The 18,237-nt window shown below is 64.5% G+C and carries 18 protein-coding genes; 13 read left to right on the top strand and 5 right to left on the bottom strand.

The window, feature by feature from the left end:
• Positions 1-2 precede the first annotated feature (2 nt).
• From rpsE to ON00_RS05095, 12 genes are all read left to right on the top strand, one after another.
• Positions 3-722, top strand: coding sequence for a 30S ribosomal protein S5 (gene rpsE / locus ON00_RS05150; RefSeq protein WP_010403712.1), 720 nt, complete (start codon positions 3-5; stop codon positions 720-722).
• A 6-nt stretch (positions 723-728) separates the two neighbouring features.
• Entirely contained in the window at positions 729-905 is a 177-nt protein-coding gene (gene rpmD, locus ON00_RS05145; protein ID WP_010403711.1) for a 50S ribosomal protein L30, read from the top strand.
• Between the two features lie 210 nt (positions 906-1,115).
• Positions 1,116-1,658 carry a 50S ribosomal protein L15 gene (gene rplO, locus ON00_RS05140; protein ID WP_010403710.1) on the top strand — a complete coding sequence of 181 codons (543 nt, stop codon included), beginning with the start codon at positions 1,116-1,118 and terminating at the stop codon, positions 1,656-1,658.
• Between the two features lie 314 nt (positions 1,659-1,972).
• Positions 1,973-3,325 (top strand): preprotein translocase subunit SecY, encoded by a 1,353-nt coding sequence (secY, locus tag ON00_RS05135; RefSeq protein ID WP_010403709.1) that lies wholly within the window; start codon positions 1,973-1,975, stop codon positions 3,323-3,325.
• A 40-nt stretch (positions 3,326-3,365) separates the two neighbouring features.
• Positions 3,366-4,016, top strand: coding sequence for an adenylate kinase (locus ON00_RS05130; protein WP_010403708.1), 651 nt, complete (start codon positions 3,366-3,368; stop codon positions 4,014-4,016).
• A gap of 261 nt (positions 4,017-4,277) precedes the next feature.
• A complete protein-coding gene (locus ON00_RS05125) occupies positions 4,278-4,970 on the top strand; it encodes a response regulator transcription factor (RefSeq protein WP_010403707.1) in 693 nt (230 codons plus the stop codon).
• Between the two features lie 107 nt (positions 4,971-5,077).
• Positions 5,078-6,349 carry a sensor histidine kinase gene (locus ON00_RS05120; RefSeq protein WP_010403706.1) on the top strand — a complete coding sequence of 424 codons (1,272 nt, stop codon included), beginning with the start codon at positions 5,078-5,080 and terminating at the stop codon, positions 6,347-6,349.
• 172 nt (positions 6,350-6,521) lie between these two features.
• Complete coding sequence (rpsM, locus tag ON00_RS05115; protein WP_010403705.1) at positions 6,522-6,890, top strand: 30S ribosomal protein S13; 369 nt, start codon at positions 6,522-6,524, stop codon at positions 6,888-6,890.
• Positions 6,891-6,945: 55 nt separating this feature from the next.
• Positions 6,946-7,335 (top strand): 30S ribosomal protein S11, encoded by a 390-nt coding sequence (gene rpsK, locus ON00_RS05110; protein WP_010164557.1) that lies wholly within the window; start codon positions 6,946-6,948, stop codon positions 7,333-7,335.
• 95 nt (positions 7,336-7,430) lie between these two features.
• Positions 7,431-8,498 carry a DNA-directed RNA polymerase subunit alpha gene (locus ON00_RS05105; protein WP_010403702.1) on the top strand — a complete coding sequence of 356 codons (1,068 nt, stop codon included), beginning with the start codon at positions 7,431-7,433 and terminating at the stop codon, positions 8,496-8,498.
• Positions 8,499-8,669: 171 nt separating this feature from the next.
• On the top strand, positions 8,670-9,092 hold the full coding sequence (rplQ, locus tag ON00_RS05100) for a 50S ribosomal protein L17 (RefSeq protein ID WP_010403700.1): 423 nt from the start codon (positions 8,670-8,672) through the stop codon (positions 9,090-9,092).
• A 171-nt stretch (positions 9,093-9,263) separates the two neighbouring features.
• The gene (locus ON00_RS05095; RefSeq protein WP_010403699.1) at positions 9,264-11,390 is read left to right on the top strand and encodes a prolyl oligopeptidase family serine peptidase; all 2,127 of its coding nucleotides are present in this window, start codon (positions 9,264-9,266) and stop codon (positions 11,388-11,390) included.
• A 59-nt stretch (positions 11,391-11,449) separates the two neighbouring features.
• Here ON00_RS05095 and ON00_RS05090 read toward each other — a convergent pair whose 3' ends face one another.
• A complete protein-coding gene (locus ON00_RS05090) occupies positions 11,450-12,559 on the bottom strand; it encodes a class I SAM-dependent methyltransferase (protein WP_010403698.1) in 1,110 nt (369 codons plus the stop codon).
• Positions 12,560-12,608: 49 nt separating this feature from the next.
• Between ON00_RS05090 and guaA the strand changes: the two genes are divergently transcribed.
• The gene (guaA, locus tag ON00_RS05085; protein WP_010403697.1) at positions 12,609-14,165 is read left to right on the top strand and encodes a glutamine-hydrolyzing GMP synthase; all 1,557 of its coding nucleotides are present in this window, start codon (positions 12,609-12,611) and stop codon (positions 14,163-14,165) included.
• A gap of 15 nt (positions 14,166-14,180) precedes the next feature.
• Here the strand turns inward: guaA and ON00_RS05080 are convergent, their stop codons facing one another.
• From ON00_RS05080 to ON00_RS05065, 4 genes are read right to left on the bottom strand one after another with little or no spacing between them, the layout of a single operon-like run.
• Entirely contained in the window at positions 14,181-15,386 is a 1,206-nt protein-coding gene (locus ON00_RS05080; protein ID WP_010403696.1) for a cytochrome P450, read from the bottom strand.
• A gap of 50 nt (positions 15,387-15,436) precedes the next feature.
• Positions 15,437-16,504 carry a phosphotransferase gene (locus ON00_RS05075; protein WP_010403695.1) on the bottom strand — a complete coding sequence of 356 codons (1,068 nt, stop codon included), beginning with the start codon at positions 16,502-16,504 and terminating at the stop codon, positions 15,437-15,439.
• Positions 16,494-17,678, bottom strand: a complete 1,185-nt coding sequence (locus tag ON00_RS05070) for an acyl-CoA dehydrogenase family protein (protein WP_010403694.1) — start codon at positions 17,676-17,678, stop codon at positions 16,494-16,496. The genes ON00_RS05075 and ON00_RS05070 overlap by 11 nt, the downstream gene beginning before the upstream one ends.
• 4 nt (positions 17,679-17,682) lie before the next feature.
• Positions 17,683-18,219 carry a VOC family protein gene (locus ON00_RS05065; RefSeq protein WP_010403693.1) on the bottom strand — a complete coding sequence of 179 codons (537 nt, stop codon included), beginning with the start codon at positions 18,217-18,219 and terminating at the stop codon, positions 17,683-17,685.
• Positions 18,220-18,237: the final 18 nt, after the last annotated feature.

Below are 18,237 nucleotides of genomic sequence, written 5' to 3'. Positions count from 1 at the left end.
TTATGGCTGACGACAACATTCCAACCGAAGCTACGGCAGCTCCCGAAGGCGCAGCCGCTCCCGACGCCCGCGGTCCCCGCGGCGGTCGTGGTCGCGGTGGCCCCGGCGGCGGTGGCCAGAATCGTGGCGGCCGTGACAACCGTGGCGGTCGCGACAATCGCGGTCGTGGCGGCCCCGGTGCCGATGATGGCGGCGAAGAGCTGATCGAGAAGCTGGTTCACATCAACCGCGTCTCGAAGACGGTCAAGGGCGGTAAGCGCTTCGGCTTCGCGGCTTTGGTCGTCGTGGGCGACGGCAAGGGCCGTGTCGGCTTCGGTCATGGCAAGGCACGCGAAGTGCCGGAAGCCATTTCCAAGGCGACGGCTGCTGCCAAGAAGGCAATGGTCCGCGTTCCGCTGAAGGAAGGCCGCACGCTGCATCATGACGGTAACGGTCACTTCGGTGCCGGTCTCGTCACGCTGCGCTCGGCACCGCAGGGAACGGGCATCATCGCCGGTGGCCCGATGCGCGCCGTGTTCGAATCGCTCGGCGTTGCCGACGTGGTGACCAAGTCGGTCGGTACGTCCAACCCGTACAACATGATCCGTGCGACCTTCGAGGCGCTGACCAGCCAGGTGAGCCCGAAGTCGGTTGCGCAGCGTCGTGGCAAGAAGATCGCCGATCTGCTCGGCCGTGGTGGTGCGGAAGCACCCCAGGCTGAAGCCGAAGCGATCGTGGAGTAAAGTCCCATGGCAACCATCAAGATCACGCAGACCGGTTCGCCGATCCGCCGCGAGAAGGACCAGCGCGCAACGCTGATCGGTCTCGGCCTCAACAAGATGCACCGCACGCGCGAGCTGCAGGACACGCCCGAAGTTCGTGGCATGATCCGCAAGGTCGCGCACATGGTGAAGATCGAGGCGTAACCAATCTCCCTCTCCCGCTTGCGGGAGAGGGTGGCCGAGGCGAGGTCGGGAGAGGGCAGGGCAACACTAAGGGTGTCGCCCGTTACAGCCCCTCTCCCCGGCCCTCTCCCCACAGGGGAGAGGGAGAAGAAGTAGACAAATCCGGGGCAGGGGGCTAACGGCCCCCTTCCTCATTTATCCAGCGCGTCAAAAGCGAAAGCGAGTGCACACATGAAACTCAATGATATCCGTGACAACGCCGGTGCGCGTAAGTCGAAAATGCGCGTCGGCCGTGGTATCGGTTCGGGCAAGGGCAAGACCGCAGGCCGTGGCCAGAAGGGCCAGAAGAGCCGCGAGGGCGTTTCCATCGCCGGCTTCGAGGGCGGCCAGATGCCGCTCCACATGCGTCTGCCGAAGCGTGGCTTCAACAACATCTTCGCCAAGGATTATGCTGAGGTGAACCTCGGCGCGATCCAGGTTGCGGTCGACGCAGGCAAGATCGAAGCTGGCGCGACGCTCGATCACAACGCGCTGAAGGCTGCTGGCCTCGCGCGCGGTGGCAAGGACGGCGTCCGTCTGCTCGGCAAGGGCGAACTGACCACCAAGCTGTCGTTCACCGTGGCCGGCGCGTCCAAGGGCGCGATCGAAGCGGTCGAAAAGGCCGGTGGTTCGGTCGACGTGATCCACGTCGTTCCTGCCGCTGAAAAGGCTGCCGCCAAGAAGGGCGTCAAGTATCGCGAGCGCAAGGCGCACAAGGAATCGTTCAAGGCGTAAGCCGGACGATCTGATACTCTTTGTCCCGAACGGCGACCCCGCTGTTCGGGACAAATCGTTTAAGCGATCCCGGCTTTTAGACGCGCTCTGTCGCTCGCTCCGTTCGTTTCGAGCGAAGTCGAGAAACAGGTATCAAGCGCTGCGCGGGGTTTCTCGACTACGCTCGAAACGAACGGATAGGGGCAGGTCGGCGCGATCTCTTCGCGCAACCCATTAGACAAGCCCGCTTGGGCCCCTATATGAGCGGCGGGGCGGTAACACGTTTCCCGCCGCTTTTGTTTCCGCCGCTACTGCATCCAGGACGATAGACGCACATGGCATCCGCAGCCGACCAGATGGCTTCCAGCATCAGCCTGTCGAAATTCGCACAGGCGACCGACCTCAAGAAGCGGCTGTGGTTTACCATCGGCGCGCTGATCGTGTTCCGCCTGCTCAGCTACGTGCCGCTGCCGGGGATCGATCCGACCGCGCTGACCGAACTGGCCAGCCGCACCAGCGGTGGCGTGCTCGATTTCTTCAACGCTTTCTCGGGCGGCTCGCTCAAGCGCGCCAGTCTGATCGCTCTGGGTGTCACGCCCTACATCACCGCCTCGATCGTGGTGCAGCTCGCGACCTCGCTGTCGCCGACGCTCGCCGCCATCAAGAAGGAAGGCGAGAGCGGGCGCAAGCGGCTCAACCAATATACGCGCTACGGCACCGTCGCGCTGACCATCATCCAGGGCTATTTCCTGACGCTTGGCTTTGAGAGCCAGGGCGTCGTTGTGAATCCGGGGCCGATGTTCATCGCCGGGTCGATCGTCAGCCTGGTTGGCGGCACGATGTTCCTGATGTGGATCGGTGAGCAGATCACCAGCCGCGGCATCGGCAACGGCATGTCGCTGATCATCATGGCGGGTATCGTCGCGAACTTGCCGACGACGCTCTACACGCTGGCCGAGGGCGGCCGCGCCGGGAACCTCGACGGGTTCAAGATCCTTGGCATCATCGTCGCGGTGGCGGGCCTGATCCTGTTCATCTGCTTCATGGAGCGCGCGCAGCGCCGCATCCTGATCCAATATCCCAAGCGCCAGACGCAGCGCGGCATGCAGGCCGACCGCAGCCATCTGCCGCTCAAGATCAACACCGCCGGTGTGATCCCGCCGATTTTCGCTTCGTCGCTGCTGCTAATGCCGCTGACCGTGATGCAGCTGGCCGGCAAGCAGCCGGCGGGCGGCAAGGAAACCTGGTGGGGTGACGTCGTCATCACGCTCAACCAATATCTGCAGCACGGGTCGCTGGTGTACATGCTGCTCTACGGCGCTGGCATCGTGTTCTTCTCGTTCTTCTACACTGCCGTGGTGTTCAACCCGGAAGAGACCGCCGACAATCTCAAGCGCTATGGCGGCTTCATCCCCGGCATCCGCCCGGGCAAGAACACCGAGGCGTATTTCGATTATGTGCTGACCCGCATCACCGTGATCGGTGCCGGGTATCTGGCGATCATCTGCCTCTTGCCGGAATATCTGGTGTCGGCGCTGTCGATCCCGTTCTACCTTGGTGGCACTAGCTTGCTGATCGTGGTCAACGTAACAATGGATACGGTGACGCAGATTCAGAGCCATTTGCTTGCGCATCAATATGGCGATCTGATCAAGAAGGCGAAGCTGAAGGGCGGGCGTCTCCGCTAAAAGCGGAACGCGAGTCGCCACGGCGATTGGGGAGAGCGTATTGAACATCATCCTGTTGGGGCCGCCCGGAGCCGGTAAGGGCACGCAGGCGAGCCATTTGGAAGCGGATCGCGGTATGATCCAGCTTTCGACCGGCGACATGCTGCGCGCCGCGCGCAAGGCGGACACGCCACTCGGCCATCAAGTTGCGGCAGTTATGGATTCGGGCGCGCTCGTCTCCGACGAGATCGTCTCCGCGTTGATCGATGACAAGCTGGGCACGCTCTCGCTCGAGCAAGGCACGATTTTCGACGGATATCCGCGGACTGCGGCCCAGGTCGAATCGCTCGATACGATCCTTGCCCAGCATGGCCGCAAGCTCGACACCGTGATTGAACTCGACGTGAATGAGGATGCGCTCGTCGCACGCATCGTCGGTCGCTATACCTGTGCCAGCTGTGGCGCGGGCTATCATGACAGCTTCAAGCAGCCCAAGGTCGCCGGGACCTGCGACGTGTGCGGCGGGCATGAGTTCAAGCGCCGTCCCGACGACAATGAGGAAACCGTGCGCACGCGCATGGCCGAATATCGTGCCAAAACCGAGCCGATTATCCCGATTTACCAGGCGCGCGGGTTGCTCGCGCGGGTCGATGGCATGGGCGACATTGGCGACGTGACGCGTGCGATCGAGGCGATCCTCGACGCGCGCTGACCGTTTGGCACAAAAGACAATGCGGGCGCACGCTGGCGGTGTGTGAGGCGTTTCTCGGCCGAATGACATTTTCGTCACCTCAGTGTCATCGCGTTGGATGCGCGACCGGCGCATGAAGGGCGCAGGCCATGCACGCTGGCCGGAAATGTATTCACGAGATCGACACTCGCACTCCCGGGAGTGTCGTTGGCCGGCGGAAGGCATGCTTTCCGTCGGCCTCATTTCATTCTAGGCACGAGGAAACCGCCCGGAATGCCGCCTGTGACCCGCAAGATCCTGATCGTCGAGGACGATAGCTCCACCTCCGCCTATCTCGCCAAGGGCTTGAGCGAGGCGGGCTTTGCGGTCGAATCCTGCTCGGATGGGCGCGACGGCTTGTTTCTGGCGAGCGAGGGCATTTTCGATCTCATCATCGCCGACCGCATGTTGCCGGGGCTGAACGGCATTGCGATGCTCGGCGCGATTCGCGCGGCCGGGGTACGTACGCCGACCTTGATCCTCTCGGCGCTGGGCACAGTCGACGACCGGATCGACGGATTGAATGCCGGTGCCGATGATTATCTGGTGAAGCCGTTTTCCTTTGCCGAGCTGACCGCACGCATCGATGCGATCTTCCGCCGCGTCGATCGTGGCGTGGGGGAGGGGCAGGCGACGCGCTTGTCGGTCGGGGATCTGGAAATCGATTTGCTCGGGCGCACGGTCGCCCGCGCGGGGCGGCCCATTCAACTCGGCGCGCGCGAATTCAACCTGCTCGAATATCTCGCACGCCATGCCGGACAAGTCGTCACGCGCACGATGATGCTGGAGAAGATCTGGAACTATCATTTCGATCCGGGATCGAACGTGGTCGATGTGCATATCGGGCGGTTGCGCCGCAAGCTTGAGGAGGGCTTCGCCGCACCGATCCTGCACACGGTGCGTGGGGCCGGGTATCGGTTATCGGTCGAGCCATAGCCATTTCCTTCTCGTCCCGCCTGTCGGTAACCGCGCGGATCGCGCTGCTGGCAATTCTGCTGGGGCTCACCTCCAATGTCGCACTGGTCGCGTTCGTCTGGAAGCTTGTGCGCGATCAGGCGATCGACGAGTTGCGCCGCGATACCGTCGAGGAATCGGAGGGGCTGGTGGCAATTTATCGCGCTGGCGGGCTCCCTGCGCTAGCGCGGACGATCGACGAGGGGCGCGCAAATGGAGATCGTTCGCGCATCGTCGCGGTGATCGCTGCCGATGGGCGACGCGTTGCTGGCATCGGCCCGGCGATCGTCGGCAGCGGCGCACCTGCACCCACCATCTTCCGCATCGGACGCATGGGGGATTCGAGCCCGTGGCTGGAGCGCGAGGCGGGGTATGCGGTGCGTGAGGTCGGCCCGTATCGATTGGTCAGCGGGCGCTTGCTCGACGATTGGGAGCAGGAGCAACAGGGGATCGAGCGCGCGCTTGCTGCGGCGATGCTGCTGTCGCTGGCGCTTGGCATTGGGGGCGGGTTGATTGTGACCCGCTATGTCGGGCGGCGGCTCGACCGGGTTGCCGATGTGATCGAAGGGGTTGCGAGCGGTGACCTGTCGCGCCGCGTGGTCAATCCGGCGGCGGGGCATCCGGGGGGTGGCGACGCGTTCGACCGACTGGCGTCGCGGCTCAACGCCATGCTCGACAAGACCGAGCGGCTGATGACCGAATTGCGGATCGTCACCGATGGCCTGGCGCACGATTTGCGCTCTCCGCTCGCCCGGCTACGCGCCAAGGCCGAGGTGGCGGTGCTGCAGGCCGACCCGGCGCAGCGCGAGGCGGCGATGGGCGGGCTGCTGATCGAGACCGATCTGGTGATGCGGATGCTGTCGACGATGATCGAAATCACGCGCGCCGAATCGGTCCCGCGCGACCGTCTGGCACCGATCGACCCGGCGGCGTTGATGGAGGAGATTGCCGAGCTTTACGGACCGGTGATCGAGGATTCCGGGATGCGGTTCGAGATTGCGATCGACGCGTACCCGCCGCACGTCGTGCTGCACCGCGAGTTGATGACGCAGGCGATCGCCAATCTGATCGACAATGCACTGCGCCATGCGGCACAGGGTGGCGAGATCCGGCTCGGGCTGGTGATCGGTCCGGACGAAGCGCGCTTTCAGGTTGCCGATCGCGGCCCGGGCATTGCCGAGGCTGACCGGGCGCAGGCGCTGCGTCGGTTCGGGCGGCTGGATGTCGCGCGCAGTGTGCCGGGGGCGGGGCTCGGCATGGCGCTGGTCGAGGCGGTCGCCCGGTTGCATGGCGGGCGTCTGGAGCTGGGGGATCATGCGCCCGGCCTGATCGTGGCGATCGTCATCCCGCTGACGGCGTGATCGCGATCGGGCGCTTGACAGCGGGTGAGTCGGGTCTTAACGCACCGCTATTCCGAAACACCGGTCTCCGGCGGCGCATGTTTGCGCTCGCCGGTGTCGTGCGTTACGGTAGGCAACGCGATGAGATGGGGTCCGCAGCCATGCGCACCCTGTGGAGCAGGAGAACAAGTTCATGGCACGTATCGCCGGGGTCAACATCCCGACCAACAAGCGCGTTGTTATTGCGCTCACCTACATTCACGGCATTGGCGACACCAAGGCCAAGGAAATCGTCACCAAGCTCGGCATCCCGATGACCGCGCGCGTGCAGGACCTGACCGACCAGGAAGTCCTCCACATCCGCGAAACCATCGACGCCGACTATACCGTCGAGGGTGATCTTCGTCGCCAGGTTGCGATGAACATCAAGCGCCTGATGGATCTGGCCTGCTATCGCGGCCTGCGCCATCGCAAGGGGCTGCCGGTTCGTGGCCAGCGCACGCATACCAATGCGCGCACTCGCAAGGGCAAGGCCAAGCCGATCGCCGGTAAGAAGAAGTGAGCTTGAGCCGCGGGTGACCGCGGCTCGCTCCTCGACGAAGGATTAGGGACAGACAATGGCACGTGAACCACAGCGCATTAAGCGCCGCGAACGCAAGAACATCACCTCGGGCGTCGCCCATGTGAACGCAAGTTTCAACAACACCATGATCACGATCACCGATGCCCAGGGCAACGCGATTTCGTGGTCGTCGGCTGGCGCAATGGGCTTTAAGGGCTCGCGCAAGTCGACTCCGTACGCCGCGCAGGTCGCAGCGGAAGACGCCGGCAAGAAGGCCGCCGAACATGGCGTGCGCACGCTCGAAGTCGAAGTGAAGGGCCCCGGTTCGGGCCGTGAGTCGGCGCTGCGCGCGCTGCAAGCGGTCGGCTTCCAGATCACTTCGATCCGTGACGTGACCTCGATCCCGCACAACGGCGTTCGCCCGTCCAAGCGTCGTCGCGTCTGACTTCGTCTCGGCCGTGCGCGGTTGATCGCGCTGCACGGTTCGATTCATATATGGCCGGGATTGCCCCATTCCGGCCCAAAACCAAGGGATAGCCTATGTCCGTCAATGCAAAGAACTGGCAGGAATTGAAGAAGCCGTCCGGCCTCGAAAAGAAGCCCGGCGGAGACGGCAAGCGCAAGGCGACCTTCATCGCCGAGCCGCTGGAGCGAGGCTTTGGCCTGACGCTGGGCAACGCGCTGCGTCGCGTGCTGCTGTCCTCGCTGCAGGGTGCCGCCGTTACCTCGATCAAGATCGAGAACGTTCTGCATGAATTCTCCTCGCTCGCCGGCGTTCGCGAGGACGTGACCGACATCGTGCTGAACGTGAAGCAAATCGCGCTGCGCATGCAAGGCGAGGGGCCGAAGCGTCTCCAGCTTTCAGCAACGGGCCCTGGCCCGGTCAAGGCAGGCGACATTGCGGTTTCGGGCGACATCGAAGTGATGAACCCGGCGCTGGTGCTGTGCCACCTCGACGATGGCGCGACGCTGAACATGGAACTGACCGCCGATGTCGGTAAGGGCTATGTCGCAGCCGTGGCCAACCGTCCGGCCGATGCGCCGATCGGCCTGATCCCGGTCGATGCGCTGTATTCGCCGGTCAAGCAGGTCAGCTACAAGGTCGAGAACACCCGCGTTGGGCAGGAACTCGATTATGACAAGCTGACGCTGACGGTCGAGACCGACGGCACGATCAGCCCTGAGGACGCCGTCGGCTATGCCGGTCGCATCCTGCAGGACCAGCTCGCTTTGTTCGTCCACTTCGACGACTCGTCGGTCACGCGGGCAGCGCCGATCGGCCATGCTGCTCCGGCGGCAACCGGTGGCGAAGTCGCTGGCGACACGCAGCAGATCAACCGCTACCTGCTCAAGAAGGTCGACGAGCTAGAACTGTCGGTGCGCTCGGCCAACTGCCTCAAGAACGACAACATCATCTATATTGGCGATCTGGTCCAAAAGACCGAAGCCGAGATGCTGCGTACGCCGAACTTCGGCCGCAAGTCGCTCAACGAGATCAAGGAAGTGCTCTCTTCGATGGGCCTCCGCCTGGGTATGGAAATCCCGGGCTGGCCGCCTGAGAACATCGAAGAGATGGCCAAGAAGCTTGAACAAGAGATTATGGGTTAAGGCACGTCGCCCCGGCGAAGGCCGGGGCCGCTCCGCAATTTTGCGGAGCAAGTGCCCCATAGCTAACGGCCCCGGCCTCCGCCGGGGCGACGGAAACATTGGGTGGGCAAACCGTCCCCACCTGGTCTGGGGTTCCGTCAAACGGCCCCTTAACGAACGAAGGAAATTATCATGCGTCATCGCGTAGGCGGTCGTAAACTGCAGCGTACCTCGGCACATCGCATCGCGTTGTTCCGCAACATGTCCGCTGCCCTCATCAAGCACGAGCAGATCACCACCACCGTCGCCAAGGCGAAGGAACTGCGTCCTTATGTCGAGAAGCTGATCACGCTGGCGAAGAAGGGTGGCCTGTCCAACCGTCGCCTGGCGCACGCGCGGCTGCTCGACGATGCGCAGCTGGTCAAGCTGTTCGACGTTCTGGCGACGCGCTATGCCGATCGTAACGGCGGCTACACCCGCATCATCAAGGCCGGCATCCGCCTGTCGGACGCATCGCCGATGGCGATCATCGAATTCGTCGACCGCGACGTCAGCGCCAAGGGCCAGGATTCGGGCCCGGTGCTGAATGACGGTGAGTATGACGAGGCGGCGTGAGCTTAGCGTAGCTAAGTACCGCTTTCCGCCTCGTCCGGCCGACGGCGCATAAAGCGCCGTTCGACGGCGTGGCTTTGCCACGACGCGGATGTGGCGGTAAAGCGATCAAGACATTGAGAAAGGAGCCGCACTCGGTAGAGTGTGGCTCCTTTTTTCGTTTTGGAGCCCTACATGCGCTTGACCCTGCCGCTGATTGCTCTCGTTCTCGCGGCTCCCGCGCAACTACAGGCCCAGACCATGCACTATCCCGAAACCCGCCGCGTGACCCAGGTCGACGAACAGTTCGGCGTAAAGGTCGCCGATCCGTATCGTTGGCTCGAAAACGATGTGCGCACCGATGCCGAGGTCGCCAAATGGGTCGCGGACGAGAACGCGCTCACCAACGCCTATCTGGCGACACTGCCCGGCCGCGATATCTTTGCGGCGCGGTTGAAGACATTGCTCGATTATGAGCGTTTCGGCGTGCCGGTGAAGAAGGGCGGCCACTATTTCTACACCCACAATAGCGGCTTGCAGAACCAGGCGGTGCTCTATGTGCGCGACAGCGTCGACGGCGCGGGGCGGGTGCTGATCGACCCCAATGGCTGGTCGAAGGACGGCGCGACCGCGCTTGCCGAATGGAGCCCGTCCGAGGACGGCAAGAAGCTCGCTTATGCGGTGCAGGACGGCGGCACCGATTGGCGCACGGTCAAGGTGCTCGACGTGGCAACGGGCGCGGTGTCGGACACGATCGAGTGGGTGAAATTCTCTGGCCTGGCCTGGGCGAAGGATGGCTCGGGCTTCTATTATTCGCGCTTTGCAGCGCCTGCGGCGGGGGCCAAGTTCCAGGCGCTGAACGAGAATCAGCAAATCTATTTCCACAAGCTCGGCACCGCGCAGGCGGCCGACCCGCTGATCTACGCGACGCCCGAGAGCCCCAAGCTCGGCCACACCGCGCAAGTGACCGACGATGGCAAATGGCTGGTCATCACCACGCATGAAGGCACCGACAACCGCTATCAGATCACCGTGATCGACCTGACCGCGCCCAAGCCCGTCCCGCGCACGATCTTCAAGGGGCTGGACTATGAGTGGAGCTTGGCCGGCAATGTCGGCGGCACTTTCTATTGGGTAACCAACAAGAATGCGCCGCGCGGCCGGATCGTCGCGACCAATCTCTATGCGCGCTCGGCCGAAGTGCCGGAGCAGGAACTCGTCGCGCAGGGCAAGGATGTGCTCGACGGGGCCTCGCTGGTCGGCGGCAAGCTCTTGGTCTCGTACCTCGCCGATGTGAAGAGCGAGATCCGCCGCTATACGCTGGACGGAAAGCCCGATGGCGTGGTCCCGCTGCCCGGCATCGGCGCGGCCGGGGGCTTTGGTGGCGAGGAGGGCGATCCTGAGACCTTCTTTGCCTTCACCAGCTTCGCCACGCCGACGACGATCTATCGCTATGACGTGAAGACCGGGCAGGCGACGCCCTGGGCCGCGCCGAAGGTGGCGTTCGATCCTGCGCGGTACACCGTCGAGCAGCGCTTCTATGCGTCCAAGGACGGCACGCAGGTGCCGATGTTCATCGTCCGCCGCAAGGATGTGAGCGGCCCGGCGCCGACGCTGCTTTATGCCTATGGCGGTTTCAACATCTCGGTGACGCCGGCCTTCTCGGCAACGCGGTTGGCGTGGCTGGAGCAGGGCGGGGTGCTGGCGGTCGCCAACATTCGCGGCGGCGGCGAATATGGCAAGGCGTGGCACGATGGCGGCCGGTTGGCCAACAAGCAGAATGTGTTCGACGATTTCATCGCGGCGGGCGAATATCTGAAGGCACAAGGGGTGACCGGCAAGGATCAGCTTGTCATCCAGGGCGGGTCGAATGGCGGGTTGCTGGTGGGCGCGGTGACCAATCAGCGTCCGGACCTGTTCGCGGCGGCTTTGCCTGCGGTGGGCGTGATGGACATGCTGCGCTTCGATCGCTTCACCGCCGGGCGCTATTGGGTCGATGACTATGGCTATCCCTCGAAGGAAGCCGATTTCAAGACGCTCTACGCCTATTCGCCCTATCACAATATCCGTGCGGGCAAGGCGTACCCGGCGATCCTGGCCGAGACTGCCGACACCGATGACCGCGTCGTGCCGGGGCATACCTTCAAATATACCGCAATGCTGCAATCGCTCGACCTGGGCCCCAAGCCGCGCCTGGTGCGGATCGAGACGCGTGCCGGGCATGGGTCGGGCAAGCCGACCGACAAGGTGATCGCCGAAACCGCCGACGCCTGGGCGTTTGCGGCGAAGTGGACGGGGCTAACGGTCAAGCCGGTGGAGTGAAGCGGCGCTAACTCCTGGCGTCCCCGGCGGAGGCCGGGGCCCAGCAGCGAGAGGAAGCGTTACGACGACGGCAGCTCAGACCTCGGGCACCTATCCTCGCGCCATACCAATAATTGGTGTCCGTCATGCACCCCGACGACGCGCAACTCGGTCCCGGCTGCAAGATCAAGCGGCGCGTCGAACGGATAGAATTGCGCGCCCCAATGCGACTTGGCGTCGGGGCCGGGGCGGTTTTCATAGCTGGCCTCGGCATCCAGATCGAGCCGGATCCACTGCACGATCCCGCTGACGGGCGTGCCGTCGCTGACCAGCGTCGCCGCCCCGCGATGCGGTTCGCGCGCGGCCTTGCCGGTGAAGTCGAACGACAGCAACGCCGCAGGCGTGCTGTGCAGCGTGAGCGTCGCGTCGCTGACCGCGACATTGCGCGGCACCTGCGCCAGCGCGTTGAAGCCGTCGAGATCGAACCCGGCGACCTCTGCCATGTGCGTTCTCGTGGCGGCACCCCAATTGGCCAGCGCGACCATCACCGCGCCGCCCATCGGGATCATCTGTCCGCCCGGTGCCAGCAGCCGTGATGCCGCGTCGGCCAGCGTGGTCAGCACGCCCTCGGCCAGCAAATTGTTCGAGACGATTTCGGATACGATCACATCGGCATGGCCTTCGAGATCCGATTCGAGTTCGAGCTCGGTCGAATTGCCGGTGACGACGCGGATGCGGTCGGCATAGCCATTGGCGGCGACGATGCGCCTCGCGGAATCGGCGATCGCCGGGTTTTCCTCGCATGCGACCACGCGGCCCGCCCCGGCGCGCGCCGCCATCATCGACAGCAGGCCGCTGCCCGCGCCAATGTCGAGTACATGCGTGCCCGGCGTCACCGCGCGCCGGATCGCGGCGTCGAAGGCGGCGTTGCGCGGTTCGTCGCGCAGCATGTTGAAATGCCAGCGCGGCACGCTTTGCCCGATCAATTGTTGGGTGCGTGCGGCGACCTCCCCGTCATCGGGGGCCAGCGCGCGCGCTTCGGTCGCCAGCGGATAGACCCGGCCGCGCAGTCCGATCTTCGATGCGAGCCCGGCGAGCCCCGCCAGTTTGCGGCCATCTCTCCCCGCCGCCTCCACCATGGGCTCGAAGCCAGCGCGCGCGACCGCTTTCATATCCCGCTTGTCGTTCATATGGCCCCCAAAGCTCTTCCCCCACGGCGCGTATCTGCTATCTGGCCGCATGACCCATCAGACCGACTCCATCCTCATCGTCGATTTCGGCAGCCAGGTAACGCAATTGATCGCACGGCGCGTGCGGGAGGCTGGCGTCTACAGCGAGATCGCCCCGTTCACCACCGCCGATGCGGCCTTCGCCCGGATGAACCCCAAGGGTGTGATCCTCTCGGGCAGCCCGGCCTCGGTTCTGGAGGAAGGATCGCCGCGCATCCCGCAGGCAATTCTCGATAGCGGCGTGCCGATCATGGGCATTTGCTATGGTCAGCAAGTGCTGATGCACCAATTGGGCGGCACCGTAACGCTCGGCGAAAGCGGCGAATTCGGCCATGCCGTGATCGAGGTGACCGACCATTGCGCGCTGTTCGACGGCGTGTGGCAGCCGGGCGAGAAACATACGGTGTGGATGAGCCATGGCGACAAGGTGACCGCGCTTGCCCCCGGCTTCCGCCCGGTCGCGGTCAGCCCCGGTTCGCCGATTGCGGTGGTCGCCGACGAAGCGCGCCACTATTACGCCACGCAATTCCACATGGAAGTGGCGCACACCCCCGACGGTGCCAAGCTGATCGCCAATTTCGCGCGACACGTCTGCGGTTTGACCGGCGACTGGACGATGGCCGAGTTCCGCGCCGCCAAGATCGCCGAGATCCGTGCGCAGGTCGGCAAGGGGCGCGTGATTTGCGGCCTGTCGGGCGGTGTCGACAGTGCGGTCGCCGCCGTGCTGATCCATGAGGCGATTGGCGATCAGCTCACCTGCGTCTTCGTCGACCACGGCTTGATGCGCAGTGGCGAGGCCGAGCAGGTCGTCTCGCTCTTCCGCAACCATTACAACATCCCGCTGGTGCATGTGGATGCCGAAGCGACGTTCCTCGAAGGGCTGGCGGGCGTCACCGATCCCGAGGCCAAGCGCAAGTTCATCGGCGCGGCGTTCATCGACATCTTCGAGGCCGAGGCCAAGAAGGTGGGCGGGGCGGATTTCCTCGCACAGGGCACGCTCTACCCCGATGTGATCGAAAGCGTCAGCTTCACCGGCGGCCCGTCGGTGACGATCAAGAGCCACCACAATGTCGGCGGCCTGCCCGCGCGGATGAACATGCAGTTGGTCGAGCCGCTGCGCGAACTGTTCAAGGACGAAGTCCGCGCGCTGGGCCGCGAACTCGGGCTGACCGAGGCGTTTGTCGGGCGGCACCCGTTCCCCGGACCTGGCCTCGCGATTCGCATTCCGGGCGAAGTGACCAAGGAACGCTGCGACATCCTGCGTAAGGCCGATGCGATCTATCTAGAGGAAATCCGCGCGGCGGGGCTGTACGACACGATCTGGCAGGCGTTCGCCGTGCTCTTGCCAGTGCGCAGCGTCGGCGTGATGGGCGACGGGCGCACCTATGACAATGTGCTGGCCCTGCGCGCGGTCACCTCGACCGACGGCATGACCGCCGAGGCATTCCAATTCCCCGGCGACTTCCTGCCGCGCGTGGCGACGCGGATCGTCAATGAGGTGAAGGGCATCAACCGCGTGACCTATGACTATACGAGCAAGCCGCCCGGCACGATCGAGTGGGAGTGAGCTTAGGCCCGGCGATCAGACCTGCCACACCAGCGGCAGGCTGGTAAGAATACCAACATTGCCGGCCCGCATCGTGGTGGGGCGGGCCGGATCGATCGCGAAGGGCGGCATCGCGGCCAACCAGGCGCGCAGGAAAGCGATCACTTCCATCCGCGCCAGCCCCACGCCGACACAGCGATGCGCGCCCGCGCCAAAGGTCGTGTGGTGGATCGGGTTGAGCTTGCGGTCGAAATCGACCCGCTCCGGCGTGTCGAAACATGCGGGATCGAGATTGTGCAACACGCCGGGCAAATACACGATGTCGCCAGCCCGGATGGTGAGCGATCCGACCGGCACGTCGACCACGGCATTGCGCGAGACCGAGGCAGATGGGTAGCGCCGCATCAGTTCATCGGCGGCGGCGGGGATCAAGGTTGGGTTTTCGCGCAGCAACTGCTGGTCCTCAGGATGTCGCGCCAGATGCATCGCGATCATGCCGAGCATCGCGGCGACCGTGTCGAGCCCGGCGAACAGGATGTTGCGCGCCATCCGCATCGCTTCGTCGAGCGTCCAGGCGCGTCCCTCGATTGGTTCGGCGATGATGCGGCTGAGCAGATCGTCCCCCGGCTGGGCGAGGCGCGCCGCGATGTAGGGGTGCAGATAGGCATCGACCGCATCGCGCAGTTCGACCACCCCCATCGTGCCATCAGGTCGGGTCAATTGCGCGCCCAGCGGCCGGAGGATGGCGCGATCGGTGACCGGCACATCGATCATCGACAGGAACACGTGGACGGGCAGAATCTCTGCGAAATCGGGCATGAAATCGCATGTGCCGCGCCGGATCAAGTCGGCGATCAGCTCCTCCGCCAGCGCGGTGACCGAGGCTTCCAGCGCGACGATGTGGCGGCCGCCAAAGCCCTTCATCACGGCGGCGCGGAAGCTCTTATGCTCGGCCCCGTCCTGCTGCAGCGGGATGAGGCGCATGGTCTCGCCTAGGCCTGGGGTGACGGCGAGCACTTCGCTCGAGAGGCGGGCAGCGTCGGCCCATAAGGCGCGGACTACTGCGCCGCGCGTGGCGATCCAGTGTCCGCCATTGGCGGTGGTCCACACCAGCCCGTCGCCGTCCGCGTGCTGCAGGGTTTGCCACGCGGCGAAATAGTCGGTGTCGGCACCTGGCGGGTTGAAAATGTCGAAATCGACGACAAGCTCGGGCGGCACATGGGCGGGGATTGCGTTTGACATCCTTCAGCTCCTGCGGCTCCCGGTCTGCGCCGGGTTCTGGAAAGTCTGTTTTAAAGCAAGGCGTGCGCCAGCCTTGCCAGGCGCGGAAAGGCTTTGGCCCGTTCGGCGGCATCGGCGTTGCTGGCGGTGCCGCGCAGCACCCGGCCCTTGATGCCGTGGAAGATCGCGGCCAGGCGGAAGTAGTTGAAGGCCAGGTAAAAGTTCCAATCGGGGATGCCGTTGCGGCCGGTGCGGGCACAATAGGCCGCGACATAGGCCTCCTGGCTGGGCAGGCCGAGCGCGACCGGATCAGCGCCGCCCAGCCCGGCGACGATGTCGGGCGGCATGGTGTAAAGCATTGCGTGATAAGCGAAATCGGCGAGCGGATGGCCGAGCGTCGACAATTCCCAATCGAGCACGGCGAGGATGCGCGGCTCGGTTGGATGGAAGATCAGATTGTCGATGCGAAAGTCGCCATGGACGATGCGGGTCTCGTCATCGGCGGGGACGGCACCGGGCAACCAGGCCACCAGCGCGTCCATCGCCGCGTCGCGCCCGGCCAGCGTATCTGCTTGATATTGCTGGCTCCAGCGCCCGATCTGCCGCGCGAAATAGCTGCCGGGACGCCCAAAAGTGCCGAGCCCGACCGCGACCGGATCGAGCCGGTGCAGGGCGGCGATGACGCGGTTCATCTCGTCATAATATGGCGCGCGGGCGGCGCGGGGCAGGTCGGCGAGGCTGGCGTCCCAAAAGATGCGGCCTTCGACCAGTTCCATCACGTAAAAGGCGCTGCCGATGATCGTCTCATCGGCGCAAATGGCCAGGATTCGCGCCACGGGGACACCCGTTTGCGCCAGCGCTTGTTGCACTTGCGCCTCGCGCAGCACGTCATGGGCACCTTTTAAAACCGGTCCCGCCGGTTTGCGCCTTAGCACATAGCGCGCCGAGGATGTGGTGAGGCGATAGGTCGGGTTGGACTGGCCGCCATTGAACTGATCGACGCGCAGCGGCCCGGCAAAACCCGCGACGTGCGATGCCATCCACTGTTCGAGCGCGGCGGTATCGAAGCGTGTGCGCATCGCGCCCGTGCCGCTATTGGCCGCGGCGATCGCCGAGGCGGAGCGGGCATCAGTCGGCATGGGCGGCTTTCCAGTCGCGCTTGATTTTCTTGGCCAGGCTCCATTTGTGGACCTCGGTCGGGCCGTCATAAATGCGGAAGGCGCGGACTTCGCGGAACACCTGTTCGACGATCGTGCGATCGGTGACGCCGGTGCCGCCCATCACCTGGACGCAGCGATCGGCGATGCGCATCAGCGCTTCCGATACCGCGACCTTGGCCATGCTGCTTTCGACCGTGCCGAGGCTGCCGCTGTCGAGCACGCCGGCGGCCCAGTCGATCATCAGTTCGGCTTGCTGCAGGTCGATCCGATTTTCGGCGAGCATGAAGCCGACGCCTTCATGGTCGATCAGTGGCTTTCCAAAGGCGATGCGGCGGTTGGCATAATCGACCGCGATCTCGTGCGCGCGGATGCAGCAGCCGAGCCAGCGCATACAGTGGGACAGCCGCGCGGGACTTAGGCGGATCTGCGCATATGTGAAACCATCCCCCGCCGCGCCGAGCAACTGGTCGGCAGGCACGCGCAAGTGATCGATGGTGACGGTAGCGTGGCCGCCGGGCATTGACGTGTCGATCGTGTTGGGAACCTCATCGATGCGGATCGCTGGGTCGGGCAGGTCGACGAGGAACAGGCACGCGCCGCCCGCACTATCCGCCTCGGTCGATTTCGCCATGATGATCCCGACCTGCGCGCCGACCGCGCCGGTGATGAAGCACTTCTTGCCCTCGATCACCCAATGGTTGCCGTCGCGGCGGCAGGTCGTCCGCATCATCGACGGATCGGACCCGGCCCCTTGCAGCTCGGCGGGTTCGGTCATGAAGAAGGCCGAGCGGGCGCGGCCTTCGACGAGTGGCGTCAGGAAGCGCGCGCGCAGTTCGGGCGAGGCGACATGGCCGATCAGATACATATTGCCTTCGTCGGGCGCCATGGTGTTGCACGCGAGCGGCCCGAGCGGGGAGAGGCCGGACGCGATGAGCACGGTCGCGGTTTCCCGCTGGGTGAGATGGCTGCCATCGGGCAGGATATGCGGGGTCAGCACGCCTGCCGCGCGGGCGTGCGCGCGCATTTCGTCCACCAGCGCATCGGTCGGCGCGCCGTGATGGTCGCGGCGCGGATCGGTTTCATAGGGAATGATGCGGTCGCGCACAAAGGCTTCGACGCGGGCGGCGATTGCCTGGGCACGCTCGGTTGGCATCCCCTTATCCGATCTTGCGCAACGGATCGCTGCCGTCCCAGTCGCGCGCCGCGTCGCGCATCATGGCGAACAGTTCGATACCGCCGTCCATCGGTTTGACATATTCGACGATATGGCCTGGGCCGCCGCCCGGGTCGGCATAAATCACCGCGCCGCTATCGCCGACCTTGCCCTCGATCAGCACGGTCGCGCCGGCATTGAGCAGCGCGGCGCGTGCCTTGGCGATGTCATCGACCAGAATGCACACATGATGCAGTTGATCCTTCACCGCATAAGCGCCGGTATAGATGGACGGGCTGTCATTTTCGGGACGGATCAGTTCGATCTGCAGATCCCCCCAATAGCCGATCGCCACCGAAAATACCGCGTCGGTCGGTTGGCCGAGATAGGTCATGTCGCCCAATTGGATGTTTTCGAGCAGGAAGAACGGGCCAACCCCGACCACTTCGGTCCAGTGGCGGATTGCCGCATCGAAATCGGACGGCAGATAGGCCAGTTGCATGATCGGGCCGAGAGGGGTGAGTGAGCCGCGTTTGGCCATGGCGTGTCTCCGGTTAGG

This window comes from Sphingomonas echinoides ATCC 14820, assembly GCF_000241465.1.
GTDB lineage: Bacteria > Pseudomonadota > Alphaproteobacteria > Sphingomonadales > Sphingomonadaceae > Sphingomonas > Sphingomonas echinoides.
This window is presented reverse-complemented; position numbering and strand designations above follow the sequence as displayed.

Coding starts and splice junctions, on each gene's coding strand:
- rpsM (WP_010403705.1), top strand. CDS start 6,522: ATGGCACGTATCGCCGGGGTCAACATCCCGACCAACAAGCGCGTTGTT.
- rpmD (WP_010403711.1), top strand. CDS start 729: ATGGCAACCATCAAGATCACGCAGACCGGTTCGCCGATCCGCCGCGAG.
- ON00_RS05075 (WP_010403695.1), bottom strand. CDS start 16,504: ATGCCGACTGATGCCCGCTCCGCCTCGGCGATCGCCGCGGCCAATAGC.
- ON00_RS05065 (WP_010403693.1), bottom strand. CDS start 18,219: ATGGCCAAACGCGGCTCACTCACCCCTCTCGGCCCGATCATGCAACTG.
- rpsE (WP_010403712.1), top strand. CDS start 3: ATGGCTGACGACAACATTCCAACCGAAGCTACGGCAGCTCCCGAAGGC.
- ON00_RS05070 (WP_010403694.1), bottom strand. CDS start 17,678: ATGCCAACCGAGCGTGCCCAGGCAATCGCCGCCCGCGTCGAAGCCTTT.
- ON00_RS05090 (WP_010403698.1), bottom strand. CDS start 12,559: ATGAACGACAAGCGGGATATGAAAGCGGTCGCGCGCGCTGGCTTCGAG.
- ON00_RS05095 (WP_010403699.1), top strand. CDS start 9,264: ATGCGCTTGACCCTGCCGCTGATTGCTCTCGTTCTCGCGGCTCCCGCG.
- rpsK (WP_010164557.1), top strand. CDS start 6,946: ATGGCACGTGAACCACAGCGCATTAAGCGCCGCGAACGCAAGAACATC.
- guaA (WP_010403697.1), top strand. CDS start 12,609: ATGACCCATCAGACCGACTCCATCCTCATCGTCGATTTCGGCAGCCAG.
- rplQ (WP_010403700.1), top strand. CDS start 8,670: ATGCGTCATCGCGTAGGCGGTCGTAAACTGCAGCGTACCTCGGCACAT.
- rplO (WP_010403710.1), top strand. CDS start 1,116: ATGAAACTCAATGATATCCGTGACAACGCCGGTGCGCGTAAGTCGAAA.
- secY (WP_010403709.1), top strand. CDS start 1,973: ATGGCATCCGCAGCCGACCAGATGGCTTCCAGCATCAGCCTGTCGAAA.
- ON00_RS05080 (WP_010403696.1), bottom strand. CDS start 15,386: ATGTCAAACGCAATCCCCGCCCATGTGCCGCCCGAGCTTGTCGTCGAT.
- ON00_RS05105 (WP_010403702.1), top strand. CDS start 7,431: ATGTCCGTCAATGCAAAGAACTGGCAGGAATTGAAGAAGCCGTCCGGC.